The 25663-nt window shown below is 41.7% G+C and carries 23 protein-coding genes; 15 read left to right on the forward strand and 8 right to left on the reverse strand.

The annotated features are described in order from the left end of the window. Positions 1–15: 15 nt before the first annotated feature. Both BM232_RS08855 and BM232_RS08860 read left to right on the forward strand, forming a co-directional pair. Positions 16–1218, forward strand: a complete 1203-nt coding sequence (locus tag BM232_RS08855) for an MFS transporter (protein WP_218153323.1) — start codon at positions 16–18, stop codon at positions 1216–1218. A 239-nt stretch (positions 1219–1457) separates the two neighbouring features. Next, a complete protein-coding gene (locus BM232_RS08860; RefSeq protein ID WP_091713664.1) occupies positions 1458–2153 on the forward strand; it encodes a hypothetical protein in 696 nt (231 codons plus the stop codon). Between the two features lie 310 nt (positions 2154–2463). Here the strand turns inward: BM232_RS08860 and BM232_RS08865 are convergent, their stop codons facing one another. From BM232_RS08865 to bcp, 7 genes are all read right to left on the reverse strand, one after another. Further along, positions 2464–2997: an REP-associated tyrosine transposase gene (locus BM232_RS08865; protein ID WP_091713667.1), complete on the reverse strand. Its 534-nt coding sequence runs from the start codon at positions 2995–2997 to the stop codon at positions 2464–2466. Between the two features lie 191 nt (positions 2998–3188). Then, on the reverse strand, positions 3189–4448 hold the full coding sequence (locus tag BM232_RS08870; protein WP_091713670.1) for an nSTAND1 domain-containing NTPase: 1260 nt from the start codon (positions 4446–4448) through the stop codon (positions 3189–3191). Positions 4449–4510: 62 nt separating this feature from the next. After that, complete coding sequence (locus BM232_RS08875; RefSeq protein ID WP_091713673.1) at positions 4511–5677, reverse strand: ribonucleotide-diphosphate reductase subunit beta; 1167 nt, start codon at positions 5675–5677, stop codon at positions 4511–4513. After that, a complete protein-coding gene (locus BM232_RS08880; RefSeq protein ID WP_091713884.1) occupies positions 5677–8580 on the reverse strand; it encodes a ribonucleoside-diphosphate reductase subunit alpha in 2904 nt (967 codons plus the stop codon). Before BM232_RS08880 ends, BM232_RS08875 begins: the two co-directional genes overlap by 1 nt. Positions 8581–8931: 351 nt before the next feature. Further along, the gene (locus tag BM232_RS08885) at positions 8932–9459 is read right to left on the reverse strand and encodes a hypothetical protein (RefSeq protein WP_091713676.1); all 528 of its coding nucleotides are present in this window, start codon (positions 9457–9459) and stop codon (positions 8932–8934) included. An 85-nt stretch (positions 9460–9544) separates the two neighbouring features. After that, on the reverse strand, positions 9545–11692 hold the full coding sequence (locus BM232_RS08890) for a methyl-accepting chemotaxis protein (protein WP_091713678.1): 2148 nt from the start codon (positions 11690–11692) through the stop codon (positions 9545–9547). Between the two features lie 179 nt (positions 11693–11871). Further along, the gene (bcp, locus tag BM232_RS08895; RefSeq protein WP_091713681.1) at positions 11872–12339 is read right to left on the reverse strand and encodes a thioredoxin-dependent thiol peroxidase; all 468 of its coding nucleotides are present in this window, start codon (positions 12337–12339) and stop codon (positions 11872–11874) included. 119 nt (positions 12340–12458) lie between these two features. Here bcp and dapA point away from each other — a divergent pair, with 119 nt between their 5' ends. The 5 genes from dapA (at position 12459) to BM232_RS08920 (ending at position 16997) form a co-directional block, all read left to right on the forward strand. Further along, on the forward strand, positions 12459–13337 hold the full coding sequence (gene dapA, locus BM232_RS08900; protein ID WP_091713683.1) for a 4-hydroxy-tetrahydrodipicolinate synthase: 879 nt from the start codon (positions 12459–12461) through the stop codon (positions 13335–13337). A 24-nt stretch (positions 13338–13361) separates the two neighbouring features. Further along, positions 13362–14393 (forward strand): outer membrane protein assembly factor BamC, encoded by a 1032-nt coding sequence (bamC, locus tag BM232_RS08905; protein ID WP_091713686.1) that lies wholly within the window; start codon positions 13362–13364, stop codon positions 14391–14393. Further along, the gene (locus BM232_RS08910) at positions 14393–15160 is read left to right on the forward strand and encodes an MBL fold metallo-hydrolase (RefSeq protein WP_091713689.1); all 768 of its coding nucleotides are present in this window, start codon (positions 14393–14395) and stop codon (positions 15158–15160) included. The genes bamC and BM232_RS08910 overlap by 1 nt, the downstream gene beginning before the upstream one ends. Positions 15161–15170: 10 nt before the next feature. Further along, positions 15171–15881, forward strand: a complete 711-nt coding sequence (gene purC, locus BM232_RS08915; protein ID WP_091713692.1) for a phosphoribosylaminoimidazolesuccinocarboxamide synthase — start codon at positions 15171–15173, stop codon at positions 15879–15881. Positions 15882–16040: 159 nt separating this feature from the next. Then, positions 16041–16997 (forward strand): sensor domain-containing diguanylate cyclase, encoded by a 957-nt coding sequence (locus BM232_RS08920; RefSeq protein ID WP_091713694.1) that lies wholly within the window; start codon positions 16041–16043, stop codon positions 16995–16997. Position 16998: 1 nt separating this feature from the next. On the opposite strand, the gene pyrC is transcribed toward BM232_RS08920, so the two are convergent. Next, positions 16999–18048 carry a dihydroorotase gene (gene pyrC, locus BM232_RS08925; RefSeq protein ID WP_091713697.1) on the reverse strand — a complete coding sequence of 350 codons (1050 nt, stop codon included), beginning with the start codon at positions 18046–18048 and terminating at the stop codon, positions 16999–17001. Positions 18049–18212: 164 nt separating this feature from the next. Between pyrC and BM232_RS08930 the strand changes: the two genes are divergently transcribed. The 8 genes from BM232_RS08930 (at position 18213) to sodB (ending at position 25569) form a co-directional block, all read left to right on the forward strand. Next, positions 18213–19955: an acetolactate synthase 3 large subunit gene (locus tag BM232_RS08930; RefSeq protein WP_091713699.1), complete on the forward strand. Its 1743-nt coding sequence runs from the start codon at positions 18213–18215 to the stop codon at positions 19953–19955. Positions 19956–19957: 2 nt separating this feature from the next. Next, positions 19958–20452, forward strand: coding sequence for an acetolactate synthase small subunit (gene ilvN / locus BM232_RS08935; RefSeq protein WP_007145171.1), 495 nt, complete (start codon positions 19958–19960; stop codon positions 20450–20452). 47 nt (positions 20453–20499) lie between these two features. Further along, positions 20500–21513 (forward strand): ketol-acid reductoisomerase, encoded by a 1014-nt coding sequence (gene ilvC / locus BM232_RS08940; RefSeq protein ID WP_091713886.1) that lies wholly within the window; start codon positions 20500–20502, stop codon positions 21511–21513. 112 nt (positions 21514–21625) lie between these two features. Continuing rightward, positions 21626–22375 (forward strand): CDP-diacylglycerol--serine O-phosphatidyltransferase, encoded by a 750-nt coding sequence (gene pssA, locus BM232_RS08945; RefSeq protein WP_091713701.1) that lies wholly within the window; start codon positions 21626–21628, stop codon positions 22373–22375. Between the two features lie 37 nt (positions 22376–22412). Next, positions 22413–23945, forward strand: a complete 1533-nt coding sequence (locus BM232_RS08950; RefSeq protein WP_091713703.1) for a 2-isopropylmalate synthase — start codon at positions 22413–22415, stop codon at positions 23943–23945. Then, the gene (locus BM232_RS08955; RefSeq protein ID WP_091713704.1) at positions 23945–24406 is read left to right on the forward strand and encodes a DNA polymerase III subunit psi; all 462 of its coding nucleotides are present in this window, start codon (positions 23945–23947) and stop codon (positions 24404–24406) included. Before BM232_RS08950 ends, BM232_RS08955 begins: the two co-directional genes overlap by 1 nt. An 11-nt stretch (positions 24407–24417) precedes the next feature. After that, positions 24418–24888 carry a ribosomal protein S18-alanine N-acetyltransferase gene (gene rimI, locus BM232_RS08960; RefSeq protein WP_177207300.1) on the forward strand — a complete coding sequence of 157 codons (471 nt, stop codon included), beginning with the start codon at positions 24418–24420 and terminating at the stop codon, positions 24886–24888. A 99-nt stretch (positions 24889–24987) separates the two neighbouring features. Beyond that, complete coding sequence (gene sodB / locus BM232_RS08965) at positions 24988–25569, forward strand: superoxide dismutase [Fe] (RefSeq protein ID WP_091713706.1); 582 nt, start codon at positions 24988–24990, stop codon at positions 25567–25569. The last annotated feature ends 94 nt before the right edge of the window (positions 25570–25663 follow it).

Below are 25663 nucleotides of genomic sequence, written 5' to 3' on the forward strand. Positions count from 1 at the left end.
TCGTAGGATTTTAAAGTGCCTTTATTCACCAGAGAAAAAGCCAATGTCCTCATATTAGTTATTTGCCAATCACTCTTCATTATAGCGGCGATCACGGTGATGACATTGAGTGGTGTGGTTGGCTATAAAATGAGTCCAAATCCTACCTATGCCACGTTACCTATCGCACTTATGATGATTGGAACGGTGATTTCAACACTGCCTGCGTCATTGTATATGGCCAAAGTGGGTAGGCGCGTTGGATTCATTACAGGGGCTTTATTCGGCGGTGTTGGTGGTGCGTATTTATCCGTTCTGGGTATATCACATAATGCGTTCTGGCTTTTTTGTCTGGGCAATTTCTTATTAGGTGTCTATCAAGGTTTTGCCATGTACTACCGATTTGCTGCTATCGATGTAGCAAGTCCCGGTTTTAAAAGTCGTGCACTTTCTCTCGTCATGGTCGGTGGTGTTATTGCTGCTTACCTCGGCCCCTGGAATGCGAGTGCATTAATTAACTTAATAGAAGCAACTCCTTACGCAGGGCCATACCTGATACTGGCGATTCAATCAGTTTTAGCCATTTTTTTACTCTCTCTACTCAGAGTGCCTCCTTCAGGTGAGCCGGAGCCTGGCAGTTATGCACGCCCATTAAAGACAATAGTGAAGTTACCCAGTGTCAAAGTGGCAATGATAGCGGCTGCAATCGGCTACGCGATAATGATTCTGGTGATGTCTGCAACACCATTAGCGATGAAAAATGTAGGGTTTGATATGACGGTAATAGCCCACGTTATGCAATGGCATGTGTTGGGAATGTTCCTGCCTTCATTCTTTACCGGGAGCTTAATTAAACGATTTGGCACAGCGACAATACTCCATACTGGCAGTCTCTTACTTATAGGCTCTGCACTGACAGCCAATACCGGTCAGACCTTGACGCATTTTGAAATATCACTTGTCTTACTGGGCGTTGGCTGGAATTTCTTATTTATTGGTGGCAGCACTTTATTAGCAACAATGCATACAGAATCAGAGCGAGGCAAAGTGCAGGGGAGTAATGATCTCATTATCTTCACTCTGGTTGCTATCGGTTCTTTAATGGCTGGGAAGCTATTATTTACACTAGGGTGGGAATCATTAAATTTATTAATGCTTTCACCCGTCTTTTTTGTCATTTTTGCTACCCAGCTATGGGTAATCGGGAATCGAAAAAAAGTATTGAATAATGTTCTGTAGCAGATTTATAGAACAGCATAATTAATCACCTAGCCGGTAGAATCATAGCCATAACGAAATCCAACATTTTGATGATTTGAGTGGGGGTGATATTTGAGCCTGTTTGTTGGGTTTCATACTTCAACCCAACCTACGAACTTTGAATTATGCAGTTTTAAATATGCAAAAAGGTGTTGTATTTATTATCCTTGGCTTTCTAGCAAATATGTAAAAGAGTGTTGAGCTGAACAAGGATGTATATGGAAAAGTTTGAGGGATTATTAAAGTTAGCTGCAACAGCAGTGGCACTACTCGTGCCATGTATTTTGTTAACAGGCTTCAGTTACCATATTGGTCATATTTTTACCTTTGGTTTGAGTCACGAGCTTATTAATAAAGATATGTCCGATGTTCTGGTAGAAAGTTGGTACATCGGTATTTTAGGAGCAGGGTGGTTACTTTCTAAATGGCCGTTTTTACTTGGTGTTTTCCTTTTTTATGTTTTATTTGTTCTAGCTGTTTTTTTCTTTCTAAGACATGCTAGAGAAAATGGTAAAGACTGGATATTTGAAGAAATTACTAAAGAAAATCAAGGTAGAAAAATATTAGGTATTACTCAGTGGCATTGGTGTCTACTGAGTGAGATGATTGGAACGATTTCATCATGGATAGCTTATCCAATACTAATCATTTCTTTAATCGTATCGCTTTTAGGTGGTGCTTATCTAAGAGGTCAATATGATGCTGAGAAACAAATGGAAATATATACAAACGCGGGATGCCAGAGTGAAGAAAAAGTTGGCCGCTGCACGTATTTGCTCGATACCACTAAAAATAATCAAGTGATAGCAAAAGGCATTCTTATCTCAGCCAATGATAAGAAAGTCGCTCTATATAACAACAAAGTAGAAGTCTGGCCTTTATTAGATAGTTATCTAATTAGAAAAGATAAATAACGTACTCGTAGGTTGGGTAGAGCGATAGCGAAACCCAACAATTTATAATTTAAGTGATTTGTTGTTATTTGAAGGGACATCTGTTGGGTTTTATGCTTCAACCCAACCTACGAGGGGCATCAATGCTTGTTTGTAGGTTGGGTAGAGCGATAGCGAAACCCAACAATTTATGATTTAAGTGATTTGTTGTTATTTGAGGGGGCATTTGTTGGGTTTCATGCTTCAACCCAACCTACGAAAGATATCAATGTTTGTTTGTAGGTTGGGTAGAGTGATAACGAAACCCAACATGTCCAGGACGGTATAAAACTCAATTCCTCTCACCAAATGTTTTCATATCAACATTCTCATCATATCCCCAGTTTTGATCAATTATTCCATCACGAACAAATTTATGAATGCTGGAATAAGGCCAATCGATGGCTTTATCGACATATCCATGTTTAACCGGATTGTAATGAATATAGTTAACATGATTTCTATAATCTTTTTCGTCACGAATTAAATGTTCCCAATATCGACGTTGCCAGATACCGCGTTCATTTTTCGAGTGACGAGTTTTGTTGATATGTTCATCCTTGGGGAAGCCTCTCGAAAATGTCGATTTAATTAATCCCCAACGCATCGCAAAATCGGCATCAGTTTCAGGTAAAGTCCAAATGGTATGTAAATGATCGGGCAAGATAACAATCGCATCGATGTGAAATGGATGAGATTGTTTAACGTGGTGGAAAGATTGTTTTAACAGAATGATATTATCCGTTAATAACGTTTTATGGCGCTCCAATAAAGTGATCGTAAAGAAAAAGGTGCCACCAGGCACAAAGGCTTGTCGATATTGCATTGTTCACCATCCATGTGAAACAAAAAGTAACCATTATTGTAGGTTGGGTAGAGTGATAACGAAACCCAACATTTTGATGTTTTGAGAGGTGTTTTGTTATTTGAGGTGTTGTTTGTTGGGTTTCATGCTTCAACCCAACCTACGGGCTGACTCCTTGATGTGCTTTATGTGCAAGGGGCTATTTTGATTTATTATTCGTACTGTTCGTCTCTGCCTGTATTTTCATAGAGCATTGAATATGATTCGCCAGGTAAGGGAAGCGAACCACTGTAAAGTATGTCTGATTCAATGCTTTCAGCCTGATCTTCATTTAGTTCTAGGATAACTCGAATCCTCAAAAACTCATCAACTACGGAGTATGTTTCATCATGATTGATACTCAAGAAATTTCGCTCAACTAACCAGTTGAGTGATTCCGTTCCAATATTATTTATGACATTATTCCTTTCTACTATGCTTGGAAATGAGCCGCCTGTAAGTTCTATGAAAGTACAATAGTCTGAAAATTTCGATTCACTCTTCATAGAGTTAATCATTAAATCGTAATCTCGGCCACGTGATTCATAACAAATCTTTCTGAGCGACCCAACAAGATCTAACGTGTCAATACATCCATCTGGATCTTCATATTCATGCTCAATTACATGTGAGCCAAGAAGTTGTAATAGATGAGGATGGCCTCCAGAGATTGCAGCTATTCTATCTATTACATCTGGATTGATTTTGATATTCTCATCACCAGACTCAGCATTTTCGACAACTTGCCTAAACTTATCTTCTAGAAGTGATGCCGAGGTGTCAGAGTCGAAAGGTTGTAGATGGAAAGTCTTGTATATAAATCTTGTTACACCACGATCCTCTTCTGCCATATGTTGGTAGAAAGGGCTAACACCAGAAAGAACAAACCTTAGATTCTTTATTCCTTGATGTTGTACCTCAGTACACAAAGTTCGCATTAACCTGGCAATCGCAGGAGCACACTTTTCACATTCATCAATAGCAATTATGAATTTCTTTGCATTGTTGATTTGGGCACTAAATGTTTGATCAGCGACAATTCTAGTTAATGCAGCTAAATGTCTACCAGAATTAAAAAAAGAGAACGCTTCGGTTGATTCATATGTAACAAGTTTCGGTATGCCGATTGTGAGTTTTTGTTGATTTGAATCAACAGTAACTAACTTTTCAAGAATAAGCAGTGCCGCATCATCAACTGTCTTGATATCACTATGGCCCACACCCATAACAAAAATACAATTTTCATCTGAAGCGAATCCATCCATATGAAGTAATGTACGTGACATGAAAGATGATTTCCCAATGCCAAATGACCCCTCAATACAAACGGAGCCTTGGTTAATTGCACGTGCTAATAGGTCTATTTCTCGTTCTCTTCCGAAAAAGTCTTCAGGTAGGCTGGCAATTTCAGAGGGGGTGAATGGGTTGAGCATAGATAAGTCCTTTTTTTAATTTAAAAAAAGCCGACATAAAAGTCGGCTTTTCCATTAAATCATCAATCCCATTTCAAACCACCACCAGTTTGATACTCGGTGACTTTGGTTTCGAAGAAGTTTTTCTCCTTCCGCATGTTAGCTTGTTCATCAAGCCAGGGCAGGGTGGCTTCGGCACCTGGGAACGGTTCTTCAAAACCTAGCTGTTTGGCACGACGGTTAGCCGTGTAACGGAACTGGCCGTGATGCACTTCTTTTGAGTAACCTAAAATTGGGTCACGCAGAATGTAGCCCGCATAGGTTTCTTCAGCAGCATCAGCTTCTTCAAACATCTGTTGGACTTTTTTCGGGTCCAGCGTGATGTTTTCTTCTTTCATGATTTGCTTACAGACGCGAATACCGAAAGAGGCGTGCATGACTTCATCACGCATGATGTATTGCAGCTGTTCAGCAGTACCTTTCATTAGACCACGACGTTGCAAAGCAAAGATCGGGCTGAAGCCGTTGTAGAACCATGAACCTTCGAAGATGCCGGCGAAGAAGGCATAGGACATGACAAAGTTTTCTAGTTCATCACGGTCATGTAGATCGATATCACTACGCATAACAGTGTTTAAACGGTCATTGGCCAATTTAATTTTTTGGTAAATCTCTGGCACCACGCGGTAGCGGTTGTAGATTTCTGACTGATCAAGACCAATGGTTTCGATACAGTGCTGGTATGTCCATGTGTGCAATGCTTCTTCATACACTTGGCGTGCTTGATAGATTTGCAGTTCTGGCGCTGTCATTTTTTCCATGACCGCCAGACCGATATTACGCATCGCTAAGATGTCTGAGGTGGTCAGGTATGACAGCACGTTTTCATAGACATGACGTTCTTCCAGCGTCAGTTTATGACGGTAGTCATGAACGTCTTGCGCCATGTTGATATCCAGCGGTGTCCAGTGATTCTTGTTGGCATTGAGGAAGTAATTCCATGCCCAAGGATATTTGAACGGTGCTAATTGATTAATATCAGCTTCACCATTAATCACGCGTTTGTCGTCAGCATTGACGGGTTTGGCGTTCATTAATGGCATTTTTTTGATCTCAGCAGAAGACGGGGCTTCGCTGAGATCGTTAGCCGCTGGCGCAGCAGACTGTGCTGCTGCTTTTTCTTCGGTTTGTTTTTTTGCTTCCGCAGTACCGGCTATCGGCGCTGAGAATGGATCGTCCCAATTCAACATTACTGACATGCCTCACAATCTGGTTCTAAAATTGAACACGCTTTTGGCGCTTCCATACCTTCACCTAGAACTAAATCGTCAATACTTGATGACGCGCTGGCAACCGGCGCTGGCGTGCTCGCGGTGGCAACTGCTGTAGGCTTGCTTGGTGCAGGCGCTTCAGTTGCTGTGGTTGGTGCTGTGCTGGTTTTCTCTGCACCTGTTGCCCCCATAGAACGGAGGTAATAAGTGGTTTTCAAGCCACGAACCCAAGCCAGTTTATAGAGGTTGTCCATCTTCTTACCTGATGGTTCAGCCATATATAAGTTAAGGCTTTGAGCTTGGTCCAGCCATTTTTGGCGGCGTGATGCGGCTTCAATTAACCAGCGTGCATCCATTTCAAATGCCGTGGTGTAGAGTGATTTCAACTCGGCTGGAATACGGTCGATGCTTTGCAGGCTACCATCGAAGTATTTCAGATCGTTAATCATCACGTCATCCCACAGATTACGTGCTTTCAAGTCTTCAACCATGTATGGGTTGATAACAGTGAACTCACCTGACAGATTCGATTTCACAAACAGGTTCTGATAGGTCGGCTCAATAGACTGGCTGACACCGCAGATGTTTGAAATTGTCGCTGTTGGTGCGATCGCCATCGTGTTTGAGTTACGCATGCCTTGACGTTTGATCTTGTCACGCAGCATGTCCCAGTCCATGGTTTTGCTTTCGTCTTGTTGCAGATATTCGCCACGCGCTTCTTTCAAAATTTTGATTGAATCGATTGGCAGAATACCTTTGCTCCACAAGCTGCCTTCGTAAGTTTGGTATTTACCACGTTCTGCAGCTAAATCAGATGAAGCATCGATAGCGTAGTAGCTGATTGCTTCCATTGATTCATCAGCGAATTGAACGGCTTCGTCAGAGCTGTAAGGAATACGCAGTTTGTACAGTGCATCCTGGAAGCCCATCAGACCTAAACCAACAGGACGATGCTGTAAGTTTGAGTGGCGTGCTTGCGGTACGCTGTAGTAGTTGTACTCAATAACGTTATCTAACATACGCATCGCAGTACGAACGGTTTTTTGCAGTTTTTCTTTGTCGAGCTTACCGTTTTCATCAATATGTTTCACCATATTGACACTACCTAAGTTACAGACAGCAATTTCTTTATCTGATGTATTCAGAGTGATTTCTGTACACAGGTTTGAGCTATGAACGACACCAACGTGCTGTTGTGGGCTACGCAGGTTACATGGATCTTTAAAGGTAATCCAAGGATGGCCTGTTTCGAACAGCATGCCTAACATTTTGCGCCATAAGTCAGTCGCAGGCAGTTGTTTGAAGTTACGAATTTCGCCACGAGCGGCTTTTTCTTCGTAAGCTTTATAGGCTCTTTCAAAATCAAGACCGGTTAAGTCGTGTAAGTCATCCACTTCTTCTGGTGAGAATAAAGTCCATTGACCTTCTTCAGCTACACGTTTCATGAATAAGTCTGGAATCCAGTTAGCTGTATTCATATCGTGTGTGCGACGACGGTCATCACCGGTGTTTTTACGTAAATCGAGGAATTCTTCAACGTCGATGTGCCATGTTTCTAAGTAAGCACAAACAGCACCTTTACGTTTACCGCCTTGGTTAACAGCAACGGCAGTATCGTTAGCGACTTTCAGGAACGGTACAACACCTTGTGATTTACCGTTAGTACCCTTGATATGAGCACCCAGACCACGAACACGTGTCCAGTCATTACCCAGGCCACCGGCATATTTTGATAATAAGGCGTTATCACGCATCGCGTTATAAATACCACTTAGATCATCAGGTACCGTTGTCAGGTAGCAAGAAGATAATTGCGGACGCAATGTGCCTGAGTTAAACAGGGTAGGCGTTGAACTCATAAAGTCGAAGCTGGATAGCAGGTTATAGAACTCGATAGCGCGTTCTTCACGGTTTAATTCATTGATAGCCAAGCCCATAGCGACACGCATATAGAAGGCTTGTGGTAATTCGAAACGTGTACCGTCAAAGTGAATGAAGTAACGGTCATATAAGGTTTGCAGACCCAGATAAGTGAACTCAAAGTCCAGTTCTGGCTTAAGTGCATTACCCAGACGATCTAAATCAAACAAACCTAATTCAGAGTCAATCAGTTCTTTTTCAATGGCTGTTGAGATGTAGGTTTTGAAATAGTCGTTATATAACGCGCCCATTTCTTGTTGAGAGGCTTGTTTTGGTGTTTTGTAGACAAAAGTCAGGGCTTCACGACGAATACCATCCATCAGCAGGCGAGCAGCCAGTGTGCTGTAGGCAGGATCTTTTTCGATAAAGGTACGTGCTGACATGACCAATGCTTTTTCAACGTCAGCTTCTTTAACGCCGTCAAACAGGTTACGTTGAGTGTCACGCAAAATCGCATCACGGTTAACTTCTGCTAAACCTTCACAGGCTTCTGTAATCAGATTGTGTAAACGGTCAATGTCGAGAGGGTGACGAGTGCCATCAGCTGCTGTGACGTGCAGGGGAGATTCGTTAGCAGGCTGCGGATGTTTCTTTTCTTCTTCAGCACGTTTTTCTGATTGTTTTTCACGATATACAACGTAAGAGCGAGCGACTTTGTATTCACCTTCACGCATAAGAGCCAGTTCAACTTGATCCTGAATATCTTCGATGTGAACAGTGCCACCATCATCAATACGTCGTAAAAGGTTATCAGTAACTTGTTTGGTCAGTTTTGCCACAGTGTCATGAATTCGACGACTGTCTTGTGCTGAATCACCCTCAACTGCTAAAAAAGCTTTGGTGATAGCGACAGCAATTTTGCTGCTATCAAACTCGGTGACTTTACCGTTGCGACGGATAACGCTGTATCCACTTTCAGATGCTGATGAGGTATAAACGGGTTGTGCTGTTTCGCTCGCCATAATGAAAATCCCTGCAATAATGTTTAAATAATCAAAAAACATAAAACCACTAGAAGTTGTGGTTTTGAAATGATTGAACCACAAGATAGTGTGTTTTTGAAGGCTTGGCAAGTGGAGATTTTGCACATAAATTGTGCACTTTTTGTGGATAACTTACTGCGTGCTTAGAGCTAAGTCAGCTCCTATGCGGGATCACAGCTTTTGTGACTTTTTGGTGCTGCAAAAAACTTTTTTTATTACAGAAAAAAACGCAGATTTAGTTGTGTCTGGTCCCAGCGGGACGGGCATCATACTGGTGCTGATTGTTTTGTTCAACCAGCACCAGAAGACTTTTCGCTAAGCAATTAAGAACTAGAATGTTTCTGTGACAGATACAGCTGTCGGATGCATTAATTGATGTGCTGTTTTCAAATTTTTGCGCCCGTCTGTCTGCACAATCAGTGTCCATAAATTATGACGCTTTGCGGAGACCGTTTCATTGATTAGCGGATCATGATCGGGGCGTAGTGAGAGTAATCCGGCAAACAGCAGTCCAATAAAAGTGCCCACAACAGCCAGTGCTATATAAGTATAGAGTGGGCTGGATTGAGTCATCATTGGGCCAGAAGCGACCAGCGCACTGGCAATAGCCAGACCAACTAACAAACCTACACCACCTAATATCAGGTGAGAACGTGTAATAAAGCGGGCAATGGCTTTAGATTCTGGTTCAATCTTCTTACTGGTATTTTTGTCTTTAGGTTGAATCACCTCAATATCTTGCTGATTAAAGTGACCTACATTGACAAGTTTTTGCTTGGCCTCGACCGCTTTCTGCTCGTTATCAAACACGGCGGCCAGCTTACTTGGTTTACTTTCTGGGTTGATTTGCATATCCATAAAGCAATCTCCTTTTGTGGTAAACACAATATAGGTGACAGTAGAAATAGAGCAGATATCCCTATCTGCTTAAAATTTCTAGAATTTATCGTGTACTGACGCTGAAAACACCAACCAGTTGACTGAGTTTTTGTGCGGTATTTTTTACCATAACTGAGCGATGTTGCAGTGCATTAACGGCTTGTGTCATCAGGCTGGCTGACTGTCCGACATTCCTAGCGGTGTCACCATGTAACTGACTATTTTGATCAAGTTGTTTAATGGTTGAGAACATTTGCTCAACAAGTTGATGGAGTTGTGTATTTTCAGATGAGGCTTCTTCTGTTTTCTTTAAGCTGCGATCCACATTTTCGACACCAGACTCCATGAATTTATAGGCTTCCAATGTTTCGGACTGGATGTTTTCAATCATTTGTTGAATTTCATCTGCTGATGTTGCTGTTCTCTGTGCCAGGTTACGCACTTCATCAGCAACAACAGAAAAACCACGTCCATGCTCACCAGCCCGCGCAGCTTCAATAGCAGCATTCAGGGCAAGCAAGTTGGTTTGATTAGTGATTTCAGTAATGACACCAATAATATTGCCGATTTCAGCTGTTCGACTATGGAGCGACTGTACTGCTTTAGCAGATGTTTCCACTACATCACGTATTTCCTGCGTACCACTTCTTACGGATTCATATTGCAATCTCGCTTCTTGAACCACTTCATCCATGGCTTGTTTCATTGCTTCAGCTGTGGTGGATGCATTACCGATATCACGGATTTGATCTTCTAGCAGTTGCAACATTTTTTCTATAGCAGTAGCCACTTCGTTGGATGCGTGGAAAGCTTCTCGATTGGTTTCGAGCATAGCTTCATTCGTATGACTAACATTGGTACTTGTTTTAATGACCTGGCCAACAATGCCATCTAGATTATCTATAAAGCTATTTATCCATCGGCCCATATCGCCTGTTTCATCGTTAATAAATTTCTTGTTATCTAATCTTTGAGCAAGATTTCCTTCACCTTCAGCAATGGTTTGAATAACGTTAGTCATTTCTTCGAGACGGTCAGCGAGGGGATTGGTTGTCAGCTTTTTGTACATAACAGCAATCACAGCAATCATGACTATTGATATTGCATTTACTCCGATAACAGGCAAACTGGTGAACGCATGTAAAGCCATATTGGTTCCAAGTAATACAGACATTGACAGGATGAACCCTTTCATCAAATTCACGTTGACTGAACGACGTCTGTAGACTTCTTCAAGGTCACCTTCACACATCATTCCCCAACGATCTGGTGAACCTTTTAATTGGAAGGTGACACCTTTACCGATAACAGGGATATGTCGGTAATCTGAATAACCGGGATAAGTGACAAATAGATTTTCGCCATTACGTATAGTTTCGCGAACGCCTGGGTGAAGTTTATTAGTTGCGGGATCGGTAAAGCGAATTTCAAATTCTGTATGCCGTTGAATCTTTACCGTACCAAAGCTTGTGTGAATACCACTTTTCAGGTTTTCACCATGGGAAAAGGTATCATCCTCAAACCGAGAGCGAGAGAGAGCAATGCCTTGTTGCAAGCCAGAGTCGAACTTTGATTCCACCATAAAGATGTAATTGTCACCTGACTCGGTATAAATATGTCCTGCTTCGCGCTGAATAAGGTCACCTAAGACATCATTGGGCACACGAGCACACACAGCACCGACAGTTTCACTATCGATGATAATTGGCTGGTAAAACATAAGTGTAACTTCGTCATGAAACTTAGAACTTGAAGGGCCAATATCGAGAGTTAATTTATCGATATAGGGGCCATGTAGAAAAGGGCTTGAAAGGCCATGTTGTACGGCTTTGTGAGATAAGTCGGCTTTATTAATGTGTGAAGAGTAAGTTGATTGTGTCACCGTTCCATGAGTATTGATGATAAAGACTTCTGAGAAGTCAGGTGCCGCATGTAGCCGGTCTTCTAATAAAGATTTTGGTAGATCTGGATAACATCCCGCTAATTGTTCAGCTAAAAATGTCATCTGATTCCAATGGTTTTCTACCCATTGTTGAAGAATCTTTACACGCGTGGCAGCTATTCCCTCAAAAGTCTTTTCTACAGCAGCATAATTATGTCGATTGAGATGGCATGACCAGGACATTGCCAGTTTCCCGGTCGGGCCAAACCAAGGCAGCCACGTTTTTTCTTTGTGGCTTAAGTTCATGGATGTACTTCGCAATTGATTCATTGTTACCCCTAACAGTGTGATTCATTTATGCGAGGCAAAAAGCAGACCAAAAGCGAAAGTTACCTATTTAGGTGTACCTACAAAGTAGTATTGATAAAAAGTGCACAAAATGGGTGCGAACGAAATTTGTTGCTGCGCCAATATGGACTCGCTAACAGCAAAAATTAAGCAAACAGCATTTAAAGATTCAGTATGGCTTCTTTAACTTGATCCAGATGTTCTTTGACTTTCACATTTCGCCATTCTTGTTGAAGAATGCCATTTTCATCGATTAAAAATGTGCTTCTGACAATTCCCATATATTCCTTGCCGTAGAGCTTTTTAAGTTTGATAACGTCAAATAGTTTGCAGGCTTCTTCATCAGCGTCAGATAACAAATCAAAAGGAAAAGATTGTTTCGTTTTGAAATTTTCATGCATACGAAGACTGTCACGTGAAATACCAAAAATAACCGTGTTATGCTCGTTAAAAAAGTCGATATTGTCGCGGAAATTTTGTCCTTCTAATGTACAACCTGGCGTATTATCTTTGGGATAAAAATAAATTAAAACGCGTTTACCTTTAAGTGCTGAAAGTTGGAATGTTTTTTCGCCCGTGCTTGGCAGTGTAAAGTCTGGGACAGCTTCGCCTACTTGTACTTGTGTCATCTGAATCGTCCTGTTTGAAAAGATTTAGAAAGCAAAGTACCTTACACAATTCAGTCGGATCTTGTCATCAACAGGCAGGCAAAGTACCATGCCTGTTATTTTTTCGGAGTCATTTAAATATGTTTAGCGGCAGTATGGTAGCTCTTGTCACACCCATGCAGGCAGATGGTGCGTTGGATGTTGACAGCCTGCGTAAGCTGGTCGAGTTTCATATCAGCCAGGGCACAGATGCCATTGTCGCTGTCGGTACGACCGGTGAATCTGCAACCTTGAGCGTAGAAGAACACTGTGACGTCATTCGTCTGGTAGTAGAGCAAGTTAATGGTCGTATTCCTGTTATTGCAGGTACAGGCGCTAACTCCACCTCGGAAGCAATCGAACTGACTCAGTCTGCAAAAGACTTGGGTGTAGATGCCGTTTTACTGGTCGCACCTTATTACAATAAACCGACTCAGCAGGGCATGTATCTGCATTTCAAAGCGATTGCTGAAGCCGTTAATATTCCGCAAATTCTCTATAATGTACCTGGTCGTACTGCGTCTGATTTATTACCCGAAACAGTGGGAAGGCTTTCCGAGCTGTCTAATATCATCGGTATTAAAGAAGCCACTGGTGATGTCTCTCGTGTTCAACAAATTAAACAATTATCACGAGAAGGATTTGAACTTTACACAGGTGAAGATGCCAATACTGTCGATTTTATTCTGGCAGGAGGTCAGGGCGTCATTTCTGTCACCGCAAATGTCGCACCAAAACTAATGCATGAAATGTGTGAAGCCGCTCTTGTCGGAGATGAGACGCTGGCACGCGAAATTAATTTAAAATTAGTCGCGCTGCACCAATTCTTATTTGTAGAGTCAAATCCCATACCCGTTAAGTGGGCTTTGAGCGAAATGAGACTTATTTCTAGTGGCATTCGTTTGCCAATGACGGTATTGTCTGAACATTATCATCAATCTGTGCGTGATGCATTGAACACTGCCGGTGTTCTAAACTAAATTCAAGTGAGTGAACTGTATTAAATGAACGTAAAATTATTTAAACAAACATCGCTGGTTGTCATGATGACGACTGCTCTAACTGCTTGTGGCGCTTTTTCATCATTGGATGAGGTGGTTCCTGATAATACTCAGAAATACCGTAAAGCTGAAACTATGCCACCTCTTGATGTACCACCGGATCTAAGCACAAGCCGTATTAAAGATGATATTTCCGGTAATCAAACTAATACAGCGACTTACTCTGAGTTTGAAGAAGCAGCAACCAACCCTCTGGCTGCAAAATACAATGTTACTCCTGAATCAAAACCTGCACTTGCTGGTGAAGGTAAAGATCGCCATCTGGTTGTACCTGGTGATCGTGAAGTCACCTGGCAACGTATTATCGATTTCTGGGCAACAAAAGATTTAGGGATTGCTCGTGCTGACGACCGTATTGGCTTGATGGACACTACTGCTGATGCAGATGGTTATGTCTACCGAATCAGAATGGAGCGCGGTGATACGTCTAAAATGACAAATGTCTATTTAGGTAATCCTGATGATGAGAAAGCCAATAAGCAAAAAGATGAAGCAATGCTTCGTCAACTGGCTGATTATTTAGGTACGCTTTATCAACAGGATATGGAACAGTTTAAATTAGCTACACCGGCACCACCACCAGAAGAAACAGCACGTGTCTTACTTATGGATGATAGCAATGGTCAGCAAAGCTTATTGATTGAACAGGATTTCCAAACAGTTTGGGGCCGTGTCGGACGTGTCCTTGATAGTAAAGGTTTCTCTGTAGAGGATCGTGACCGTAGCAAAGGCCAGTACTTCGTTCGTTATATTGATCCCTTCAAGAAAGCTGAACAAGAAGATGAAGGTATGCTTGATAAGCTGGCTTTCTGGCGTGATGATGTCGAGAAAAAACCAGACGAATACTACTACATTAAGTTGTTGTCGGATGCTAATCAAACACGTGTAATGGTATTGGATTCAAATGAAGTCCGTACTTCTGATGAATCGGCTAAACGTTTGTTAGATCTGATTCAGGAACAACTTGCACCATAATGCGTTTTGCTTCCCTCGGAAGTGGTAGTCGCGGAAATGCGACACTCGTAACATCAGGAAAAACCACGGTCATGATTGACTGTGGTTTTTCTGCTCGTGAGGCTGAAAAACGTTTACGTATGTTGGGCGTAGATCCACAGCAACTGTCAGCTTTGTTAGTTACCCATGAGCATGCGGATCATATGGCTGGCATCCGGGTAATGGCGCGTAAATATCGCTTACCGGTGTTCACAACGCCAGGAACGGCAGGGTGTTTACCTGAGGATGTTGCACCTTACATTAAAACGTTTAATTGTCACGAAACCTTCAGCATTAACGATCTGGAAGTTGAACCTTTTCCTGTTCCGCATGATGCAAGAGAGCCTAGCCAGTTTGTTTTTGGTAACGGCCAGCACCGTTTAGGTTTGTTGACTGATGTAGGCTCAATCACACCGTTGATTGAAGAAACATTATCTGGCTGTCATGCATTATTGTTAGAAGCCAATCACGATATGATGATGCTGGAGCAGGGCGAATATCCTGAACATCTTAAGCGCCGTGTAGGTGGCAGACTAGGGCATTTAAATAACGTGCAATCCGCCTCATTACTTGAGAAAATTGACACCACAAACTTGCAGCATATTATGGCAATGCATATTTCTGAAAAAAATAATTGTCCGTCAATTGTTGTGCCATTGCTTGCTGATGCACTGGCATGTGAACATGACTGGATTGGCATTGCAGACCAAGAGGCCGGTTTTGACTGGCGTGAAATAACTAACCGCTAAGAGATAGCTGATGCAAAAGAAACAAGAATTGTATTCTGGTAAAGCCAAAAGTGTTTTTGCTACAGATAATGAAGATTATGTCGTCCTGAGCTTTCGTGATGATACGTCTGCATTCGATGGTGAAAAAGTTGAACAGTTAAACCGCAAAGGCATGGTCAATAACAAGTTTAATGCTTTCATCATGCAATATCTGGCTGATAAAGGCATTCCAACTCACTTTGAAGAGCTGTTGAACGACACCGAATCATTAGTTAAAAACATGAAAATGGTGCCGGTGGAATGTGTTGTACGTAATGTGGCTTCCGGTAGCCTTGTTCGTCGCCTTGGGGTTGAAGATGGACTTGAGCTCAATCCACCCGTGTTTGAATTTTTTCTTAAAAATGATGCATTACATGATCCAATGATCAATGAGTATCACATTGAAACATTCGGCTGGGCAAAAGCCGAAGATATAAGCAAAATGAAAGAGTTAACGTTTAAAGTTAATGAATATTTACAGAAGCTATTTGCTGATGCCGGCATGATTTTAGTGGACTATAAGCTGGAATTTGGTCTGTTCAAAGGCCAGATATTTTTGGGTGATGAGTTTAGTCCGGATGGCTGTCGCCTTTGGGATGCAGAAACACGTAAAAAGCTGGATAAAGATCGTTTCAGACAAGGGCTAGGTGGTGTGATCGAAGCCTACGAAGAAGTCGCTCAACGTATCGGTGTTAAGCTATAAATTCACGTTATCAAAGGTTCATTTTTACTCAAAATGAACCTTAATTTTTATTGTATAAACATAAGTATTGAATTTATTTCGATGAGATGAGACTAAATCATGTGCACAAAATAATTGTGTGACATATGATTGTCTTATTTAATAAAACTGGAGTTTTATATGAAAACACCAGATTTACCTCAAAATGAACAAGAAAGATTATCGACACTAAAATCGCTGACTATTCTTGATTCTGCTCCAGATGAACGCTTTGATCGTCTAACAAGAATCGCCACTAAATTGTTTGATGTGCCAGTTGCACTTGTCAGTCTTGTTGATAAAAATCGCCAATGGTTCAAATCATGCCAGGGATTGGATATCACTGAAACTCCTCGGGATATATCCTTCTGCGGGCATGCTATTTTGGGAGAAGGTGCCTTTGTTGTGGAGGATGCCCATAACGATGAACGTTTCATCGATAACCCGTTATTAATAGGTCAAAAGCATATACGTTTTTATGCTGGTTATCCCATTCGTTATCTTGATGGCAGTAAGTTAGGTACCTTATGTATCAAAGATGTGAAGCCGAGACAGTTCAGGGAGGATGATCGACAACTACTTAAAGATCTGGCGACAATTGTTGAGCATGAAATTCAAGCTGTTGAATTGGCTACGATGGATGAGCTTACAGGGATATTAAACCGGCGTGGTTTTAATATGTCGGCAGAAAAATCATTGAATATCTGTAAACGTGGTGCGCTTCCCGTTGCTCTTGTTTTTCTCGACCTTAATGAATTTAAACCAATCAATGATAAGTTTGGTCATGCTGAAGGAGATAAAGCGCTCCAGCAGTTTGCAAGCATACTAGATGACGTTGGCAGAGATTCAGATATTGTGGCAAGAATGGGCGGAGATGAGTTTGTCATTTTATTAGTTGATGCTGATAAAAATGCCGTTGATGAGGTTATGAAACGATTTTCACAACAAATTCAACGGTGTAATGAGCAGCAAGCGTTGGGCTATCACATCACCTTTTCTTACGGAATCGTACTCTTTGAACCTGAAAAACACGCAACAATAGATGAATTGTTATCTGAAGGGGATGCGCTGATGTATCAGCGCAAGAAAAGTCGTTAGATTAACTAACGACTTTCCAGTGTATTTGATTTCCTGCACGCATCGGTACCAGTGAACTGTCTGCAAAAGTTAATGTTTCAGGTACATCCCAACTTTCTTTTACTAAGGTTATCTTATCTTCATTTCTTGGCAGGCGATAAAAGTCTGGCCCGTTAAAACTAGCAAAACTTTCTAATTTATCCAGTGCATTTGCAGCTTCAAATGCTTCAGCATATAACTCGATTGCCGCGTGAGCACTATATATTCCTGCACAACCACAGCTGGCTTCTTTACCAGCACGAGGATGGGGTGCACTATCGGTGCCTAAAAAGAATTTTTTACTGCCACTGGTGGCTGCTTTGATTAAGGCCTGTTGATGGGTATTTCTCTTCAAGACAGGTAAACAATAATGATGTGGATGAATACCACCTACTAAGAGATCATTTCTGTTTAACAAAAGATGATGCGGTGTGATGGTCGCAGCAATATTATCGGACGCACTGCTAACAAATTCCGCTGCATTTGACGTTGTGATATGTTCAAACACGATTCTTAATTCAGGAAAGTCATTCATCAGTGGAATTAATACCTGATCAATGAATACTTTTTCACGGTCAAAGACATCAATGTCAGCGGCAGTGACCTCACCATGAACAAGTAAATGCATTCCTATTTTTTGCATAGCCTCTAATGTCTGATAACAGTGTTTTAGATCGGTGACACCGGCATCTGAATTAGTTGTTGCACCAGCTGGATAGAGTTTTACGGCATGAACAATGCCACTTTCTTTGGCGCGATAAATTTCATCGGCAGAGGTGTTATCAGTGAGATACAATGTCATTAAAGGTTCAAACTGACTATTAGCAGGTATGTTTTTAACTATTCTGTTTTTATAGTCGAGTGCCAAGGCAGTACTGGTCACAGGTGGACGAAGATTTGGCATGACGATGGCACGTCCAAATACGCTGGCTGTATCAGAAACAGTCCTTTCCAGAGCCAGATCATCGCGCAAGTGTAAGTGCCAGTCGTCTGGGCGGCTTAATGTTATTTGAGTTTGATTTGATTGTGTCATAGCGGCGAATTATGCCACAGCAAATGCATTAAGCATAAATAGTTCTTTTATACGCAGAAAGGCGACAGACCTTATTCTTGACCTTATCGTGCATTACAAGTAACTTTACACGTTTACAATTTTTTAGCTCACTAAAAAGAACGGCATACATATAAGGGGAACACGTGGAATTAAGTGGTGCCGAGATATTAGTTCAATGTCTCAAAGACGAAGGTGTTGAATACCTTTTCGGGTATCCTGGTGGTGCAGTGCTGCATATCTATGATGCGCTATACAATCAGGAAGATGTCAAACACATTCTAGTTCGACATGAGCAAGCTGCAACACATGCTGCAGATGGCTACGCTCGGGCTACAGGTAAACCTGGTGTGGTCTTAGTCACATCTGGTCCTGGTGCTACAAATGCTGTCACTGGTATTGCAACAGCATATATGGATTCCATCCCAATGGTGGTTATCACTGGTCAGGTTAGCACTGCCGTTATTGGTAGTGATGCTTTCCAGGAAGTTGATGCGGTTGGGATCACTCGTCCATGTGTTAAGCACAACTTTTTAGTTAAAGACATCAACGATCTCGCTGAGACAGTTAAAAAAGCATTTTACGTTGCTTCTACTGGTCGGCCGGGTCCTGTTGTTGTTGATGTGCCTAAAGATATCACTGATCCGTCTATTAAAATCCCTTATCACTACCCAGATAAAGTGGCGATGCGTTCTTATCAGCCAACAGTGAAAGGCCACAGTGGTCAAATCAAACGTGCTGTTGATCTGATGTTATCCGCCAAAAAACCAATGGTTTATACCGGTGGTGGTGTTGTATTGGGTAAAGGTTCAGATGAGTTGCGGAAATTTGTTCGTCATCTGGGATTTCCTATTACCAGCACATTAATGGGCTTAGGTGCTTATCCTGCAACGGATAAACAGTTCCTGGGTATGCTTGGGATGCATGGTACTTATGAAGCGAATATGGCAATGCATGACTGCGATGTGCTGATTGCTATTGGCGCCCGCTTTGATGACCGGGTTACAGGCAAAATTGCCGAGTTTTGCCCACATGCACAAATCGTACATATCGATATTGATCCATCTTCTATCTCTAAGACGATCACAGTGGATATACCGATCGTGGGTAGTGTTCCTGATGTACTTCAGGAAATGAATCATTTGTTGGCAAACAGCAGTAAAAAGCCACAAAAGAAAGCCCTGGAAGAATGGTGGAAAATTATTGATGGCTGGCGCTCTAAGCTATGCATGAGCTATGACCGTAACAGTGACAAAATTAAGCCACAATCGGTTATCGAAATGGTTCACGAAATTACTAATGGTAATGCGTATGTGACCTCCGATGTTGGTCAACACCAAATGTGGGCGGCTCAGTATTACGGTTTTGATGAACCAAATCGCTGGATTAATTCTGGTGGCCTGGGAACCATGGGCTTTGGTTTACCTGCAGCCATGGGTGTTCAATTAGCATATCCGGAAGATACGGTTGTTTGTGTGACTGGTGAAGGTAGTATCCAAATGTGTATTCAGGAGTTATCAACCTGTCTGCAATATGGATTGCCAATCAAAATTGTTGCTTTGAACAACCGTTACTTAGGTATGGTTCGTCAGTGGCAAGAATTTTTCTATGAGAACCGGTATTCGCATTCTTATATGGAATCATTACCAGACTTTGTGAAGTTAACGGAAAGTTATGGTCATGTCGGTATTCGAATTGAAAAACCTGAAGATCTCAGAGCAGAACTTGAACGTGGTTTTGCGATGAAAGATCGTTTAGTTTTCTTTGATATCGTGACAGATCAAACAGAAAATGTTTATCCGATGATTGCTCAAGGCAAGGCACATAATGACATGCATATGTCACCATACAGTGCACCTGCACAAGATTCTGAAAGGGAGCTGTCGTAACCATGCGCCATATTATTTCTATCCTGATCGAAAACGAAGCAGGGGCTTTGTCGCGTGTGGCCGGACTTTTTTCAGCACGTGCATACAATATTGAGTCACTCACTGTTGCACCTACGGAAGATCCATCACTGTCACGTATGACAATTGTGACTAATGGGACAGACCGTATTATCGAACAGATTGTGAAACAACTAAACAAACTGATCGATGTTGTGAAACTAATGGATTTGACTGAAGGGCCACATATTGAGCGTGAAATGATGCTGATTAAAGTTAAAGCAGCAACCATGGCTCAAAGAGAAGACGTTAAACGTCTTTGTGATATTTTCCGGGGACATATCATTGATGTGACCTCATCAACGTATACCATTGAATTGACAGGGGCTGTCAGCAAGTTGGATTCTTTTATCGAAGCCCTTGCTGAACATAAAATTATTGAAACTGTCCGTTCAGGTGTCACAGGTATTGCTCGCGGCGAGAAAAGCTTGCACCTGTAAACTGAATTTAATTCGTTCAAGAAAATCTAAGGAATTCAATCATGAGTTTGAACATTTATTACGATAAAGATTGTGACTTGTCTATCATCCAAGGGATGAAAGTCACCATCGTTGGTTATGGTTCTCAAGGCCATGCCCACGCATGCAACCTGAAAGATTCAGGTGTCGATGTCACAGTTGCTTTACGTGCTGGTTCTTCATCTATTGTAAAAGCACAAGGCGCTGGCCTGACTGTGTCTGATAATGTCGGTGAAGCAGTGAAAGGTGCTGATCTGGTGATGATTCTGACACCTGATGAGTTCCAATCTCAGTTATATAAACAAGAAATCGAACCTAACCTGAAAAAAGGTGCTGTTTTAGCCTTTGCTCATGGTTTTGCGATTTTATATAACCAAATCCTGCCGCGTGAAGATTTAGACGTCATCATGATTGCGCCTAAAGCACCAGGCCATACAGTACGTAGTGAATTTGTTAAAGGTGGCGGTATTCCTGATTTAATCGCTGTTGAACAAGATGCTTCAGGTAGAGCAAAAGATATCGCTTTATCTTACGCTTCAGGTGTAGGCGGTGGCCGTACAGGTATCATCGAAACTACATTCCGCGATGAAACTGAAACTGATTTGTTTGGTGAACAAGCTGTTTTATGTGGTGGTGCTGTTGAATTGGTTAAAGCCGGTTTTGAAACTTTAACTGAAGCGGGTTATGCACCTGAAATGGCATACTTCGAATGTCTGCATGAGTTAAAACTGATTGTTGACCTTATGTATGAAGGTGGTATCGCCAATATGAATTATTCGATCTCGAATAATGCAGAATATGGTGAATACGTCACTGGTCCTCGTGTTATCAATGAAGAAAGCCGTTGGGCAATGCGTGAAGCACTGAAGAATATTCAGGAAGGTAAATACGCTAAGCAATTCATTCAGGAAGGCCAAACTGGTTACCCTGAAATGACAGCAATGCGTCGAATCAATGCTGAGCATCCTATTGAGCAAACAGGTACGAAACTGCGTTCAATGATGCCTTGGATTCAAAAAATTGTTGATAAGTCTAAAAACTAATCAATAATAGCTTGAAAATAGACGGGGGCGGTTGTGAAAACAATCGCCCCCGTTTTGTTTGTGCGCGTGAACTGTCATAATGTAAGCACTAATCAACAGGAGCCTGGTTTTTATGATTAATAGCGAAAAGCCTCAAAATCGCGGTATCTATTTACTACCGAATTTATTTACAACAGCTGGTCTGTTTGCTGGGTTTTACGCCATTGTCGCAGGTATTCGAGGTGACTTTGAAACCGCATCTATTGCCATTTTTATTGCGATGATTATGGATGGGTTAGACGGCCGAATTGCACGTATGACCAATACCCAAAGTGCTTTTGGTGCAGAATATGACAGCTTAGCTGACATGGTTTCTTTTGGTATGGCGCCGGCATTGGTTATTTTTCAGTGGTCGTTGCATGGTATGGGTAAGTTTGGATGGATGGTTGCATTTATCTATGCTGCCTGTGGTGCATTACGACTGGCCAGGTTTAATACCCAGATAGGGACACAAGACAAACGTTATTTTCAGGGTTTACCAAGTCCTGCGGCCGCAGCAATTATCGCTGGTTGGGTATGGGCTGGTACAAGTAATGACTTTAGCGGAAATATGATTGATATTTTCACCATTCCTATTACTTTTGGTGCTGCCATACTTATGGTCAGTTCGATGCGTTACCATAGCTTTAAAGAGCTCGATTTACGAAATCGGGTACCTTTTGTGGTGATGTTGGTACTTGTACTGATTTTTGCGCTGGTCGCTATTGATCCACCGACAATTCTGTTTAGCGTATTCTTAATCTATGGCTTATCCGGCCCGGTTTTTACCCTATTAAAGCTGCGTCAGCATCGCTCAGAACGCGCACAGGCAAAAGAAGAATAAAATAAACAATACTCTTGATAATCTGGTTCACACATTTATGACTGACAAGCTAATAATTTTTGATACAACCTTACGCGACGGTGAGCAAAGTCCGGGCGCATCAATGACAAAAGATGAAAAAGTCCGCATTGCTAAAGCGCTTGAGCGCATGCGTGTAGATGTTATTGAGGCCGGATTTCCAATCGCCAGCACCGGCGACTTTGAAGCCGTTCAAGCTGTAGCCAAAGCTGTAAAAGATAGTCGAATTTGCGGTCTGTCCAGAGCTTTAGATACAGATATCGACAGGGCTGGTGAAGCACTTAAGTTAGCTAATGCGTCACGCATACACACCTTTATAGCTACTTCACCTATCCATATGAAGATGAAACTACGTATGGAGCCAGATCAAGTCATTGAGAATGCTGTCCGCGCGGTAAAACGTGCCCGACAATATACAGATGACGTCGAGTTTTCTCCTGAAGATGCTGGTCGCAGTGAAACCGATTTTCTGTGTCGAATCCTTGAGGCGGTCATCGACGCTGGCGCTACGACTTTAAACATTCCTGACACGGTCGGTTATAACTTACCTCATCAGTTTGGTTCATTAATATCGACATTACGTGAGCGTATTCCTAACGCTGACAAAGCAATATTTTCTGTACATTGCCATAACGATCTGGGGTTGGCTGTTGCCAACTCCTTATCGGCAGTTATGAATGGAGCAAGACAAGTTGAATGCACCATTAATGGTCTCGGCGAACGTGCTGGTAACGCTGCTCTTGAAGAAGTGGTTATGGCCGTCAGAACGCGTCAGGATATGTTTCCTTGTGATACCAATATTGATACGCAATATATCTTATCTGCATCACGACTAGTGTCTGGTATCACAGGCTTTGTCGTTCAGCCTAATAAGGCTATTGTTGGTGCCAATGCCTTTGCGCATGAGTCGGGCATACATCAGGATGGTGTTCTGAAAAATCGTGAAACCTATGAAATTATGCGTGCAGAAGATGTCGGCTGGAATACCAACAGAATGGTGCTTGGCAAACATTCTGGTCGAAATGCTTTCCGTAGCCGTCTTCAGGAATTAGGTATTGAATTAGCTTCTGAGACAGACTTGAATGCCGCATTTACACGCTTTAAAGAATTGGCTGATAAAAAACATGAAGTCTTTGATGAAGATATTCAGGCCTTGGTAAGTGATACTGTCGCCACTGCTGATGAACGGGTAAGTCTAATATCAATGAAGGTTTGCAGTGAAACAGGCGAGACACCTTTTGCTACAGTGACATTGTCAGTCGATGGTAGAGAAGTTCAGACACAAATGAGTGGCGGTGGACCTGTTGATGCAGCTTATAAAGCCATTGAATCTATTGTACAAAGTCAAACAGAGCTTCAATTGTATTCAGTTAACAGCATCACAACGGGAACGGATGCGCAGGGTGAGGTTAGTGTTCGTCTTGAGAAAGGCGGACGAATTGTGAGCGGCCAAGGTGCTGATACAGATATCGTTATTGCATCAGCAAAAGCTTATCTCAATGCGCTTAATAAAATATTAAGCCCGGTTGACCGAGCCCACCCACAAGTCTGATGGCATTATCTGAATATCAATATTCAGTATTGTCTGAAATGGGCATACCTGTCTGGACGCAACGACAGAGTAAAACTACTGAAATAATAACGGCGACTGAATCGCAACCATTGGATAATTTGCAGAGTAACACTCTGCAAATTCCTAATGATGTCCAATTGCTTATTATTGTTGAAACGACTCAACTTGCTACTGTTGAACAGCGTTTATTAAGCAGTATTCTCAAGGCTGTTAGCTTAGATAACAGACGACAGTTCTTGATTGAATCACAGGACTTAAGACAAGTGAGCGAAGATGATTTCCATAGTAAGACAATTATTACTATGACTGAGGCTGAATACAGTTTACCTGAGGGTATCGAGTGTGTTCAGTTACCATCTTTAGCTGCCATGGTAAAGCAAACCTCTTTAAAAGCGATTGCCTGGCAACAATTAAAACGCTATCGCCACGCTTTTAATTAACGGACAAAAATATGGTTTCCCCGAGAGTGATGACGAATAAGGACTTGCAACTAGTTCATAATATTGAATGCTCTGCAAATCAGTTTCCGTGGACGCTTAAGAACTTTTCCGATAGTCTTGATGCCGGACATTATGCATGGGTCTATTCTGATGCTTATGATGTGGTTTTGGGCTATGCCATTGTGCAGTTAGTCCTGGATGAAGCACATCTTCTTAATCTTTGTGTCAGACCAGATATGCAAAGACAAGGATATGGTCGATTTATACTGGAACATATCATTGATTTTTCTAAAGCACGATCTGCTTCGATTGTGGTTTTAGAAGTTAGAGAGTCAAATAAAAAAGCACAAAATCTTTATGAACAGCTGGGTTTTAATGAAATGTCTGTCCGCAGAGCTTATTACCCAGCTGAGAATGGTAGAGAGAATGCAATATTAATGGGCCTGGATTTATCTATGTTATCGATTTTCGGTGATATATAAGTAAACTCAAGAGCTATAGCACTTGATATCATTTGAGTGCTCTTTTAGAATAATTGACTCAATTACTCGGTTATTTTTCACATATTAGGAGATAAAAATATGGCTTATGAATTGCCACCACTTCCGTATGCTATGGATGCATTAGAACCAACAATTTCTGCGGAAACACTTGAGTATCACTATGGTAAACATCACCAAACTTATGTGACTAACTTGAATAACTTGGTGCCGGGTACTGAATTTGAAGGTAAGTCATTAGAAGAAATTATTACAAAAGCTTCTGGTGGTATCTTCAACAATGCAGCACAAATCTGGAACCACACTTTTTACTGGAACTGCATGACGCCAGATGCTAAAGGTGCACCTGCAGGTGATTTAGCTGCAGCTATTGATAGCACTTTTGGTTCTTTTGACGAATTTAAAGAAGCATTCAGCAAATCAGCTGCTACTAACTTTGGTTCAGGTTGGACTTGGTTAGTGAAAAAAGCTGATGGCAGTATTGCTATTGTTAATACCAGTAATGCAGGTTGCCCATTAACTGATGGTGAAAAACCATTGCTGACTGTTGATGTTTGGGAACATGCTTATTACATTGATTTCCGCAATGCGCGTCCTAAATACCTGGAAGCATTCTGGGGCTTGGTTAACTGGGACTTCGTCGCAGAAAACTTCGCAAGCTAAGAAGTCGTGATATAGAGTAAATTTGTTAATTACTTTATAACATTATAAAATACACGATTTTTGATAAATGGCAGTTTCTTATGAAACTGCCATT

It is taken from the genome of Methylophaga sulfidovorans (assembly GCF_900114205.1).
GTDB lineage: Bacteria > Pseudomonadota > Gammaproteobacteria > Nitrosococcales > Methylophagaceae > Methylophaga > Methylophaga sulfidovorans.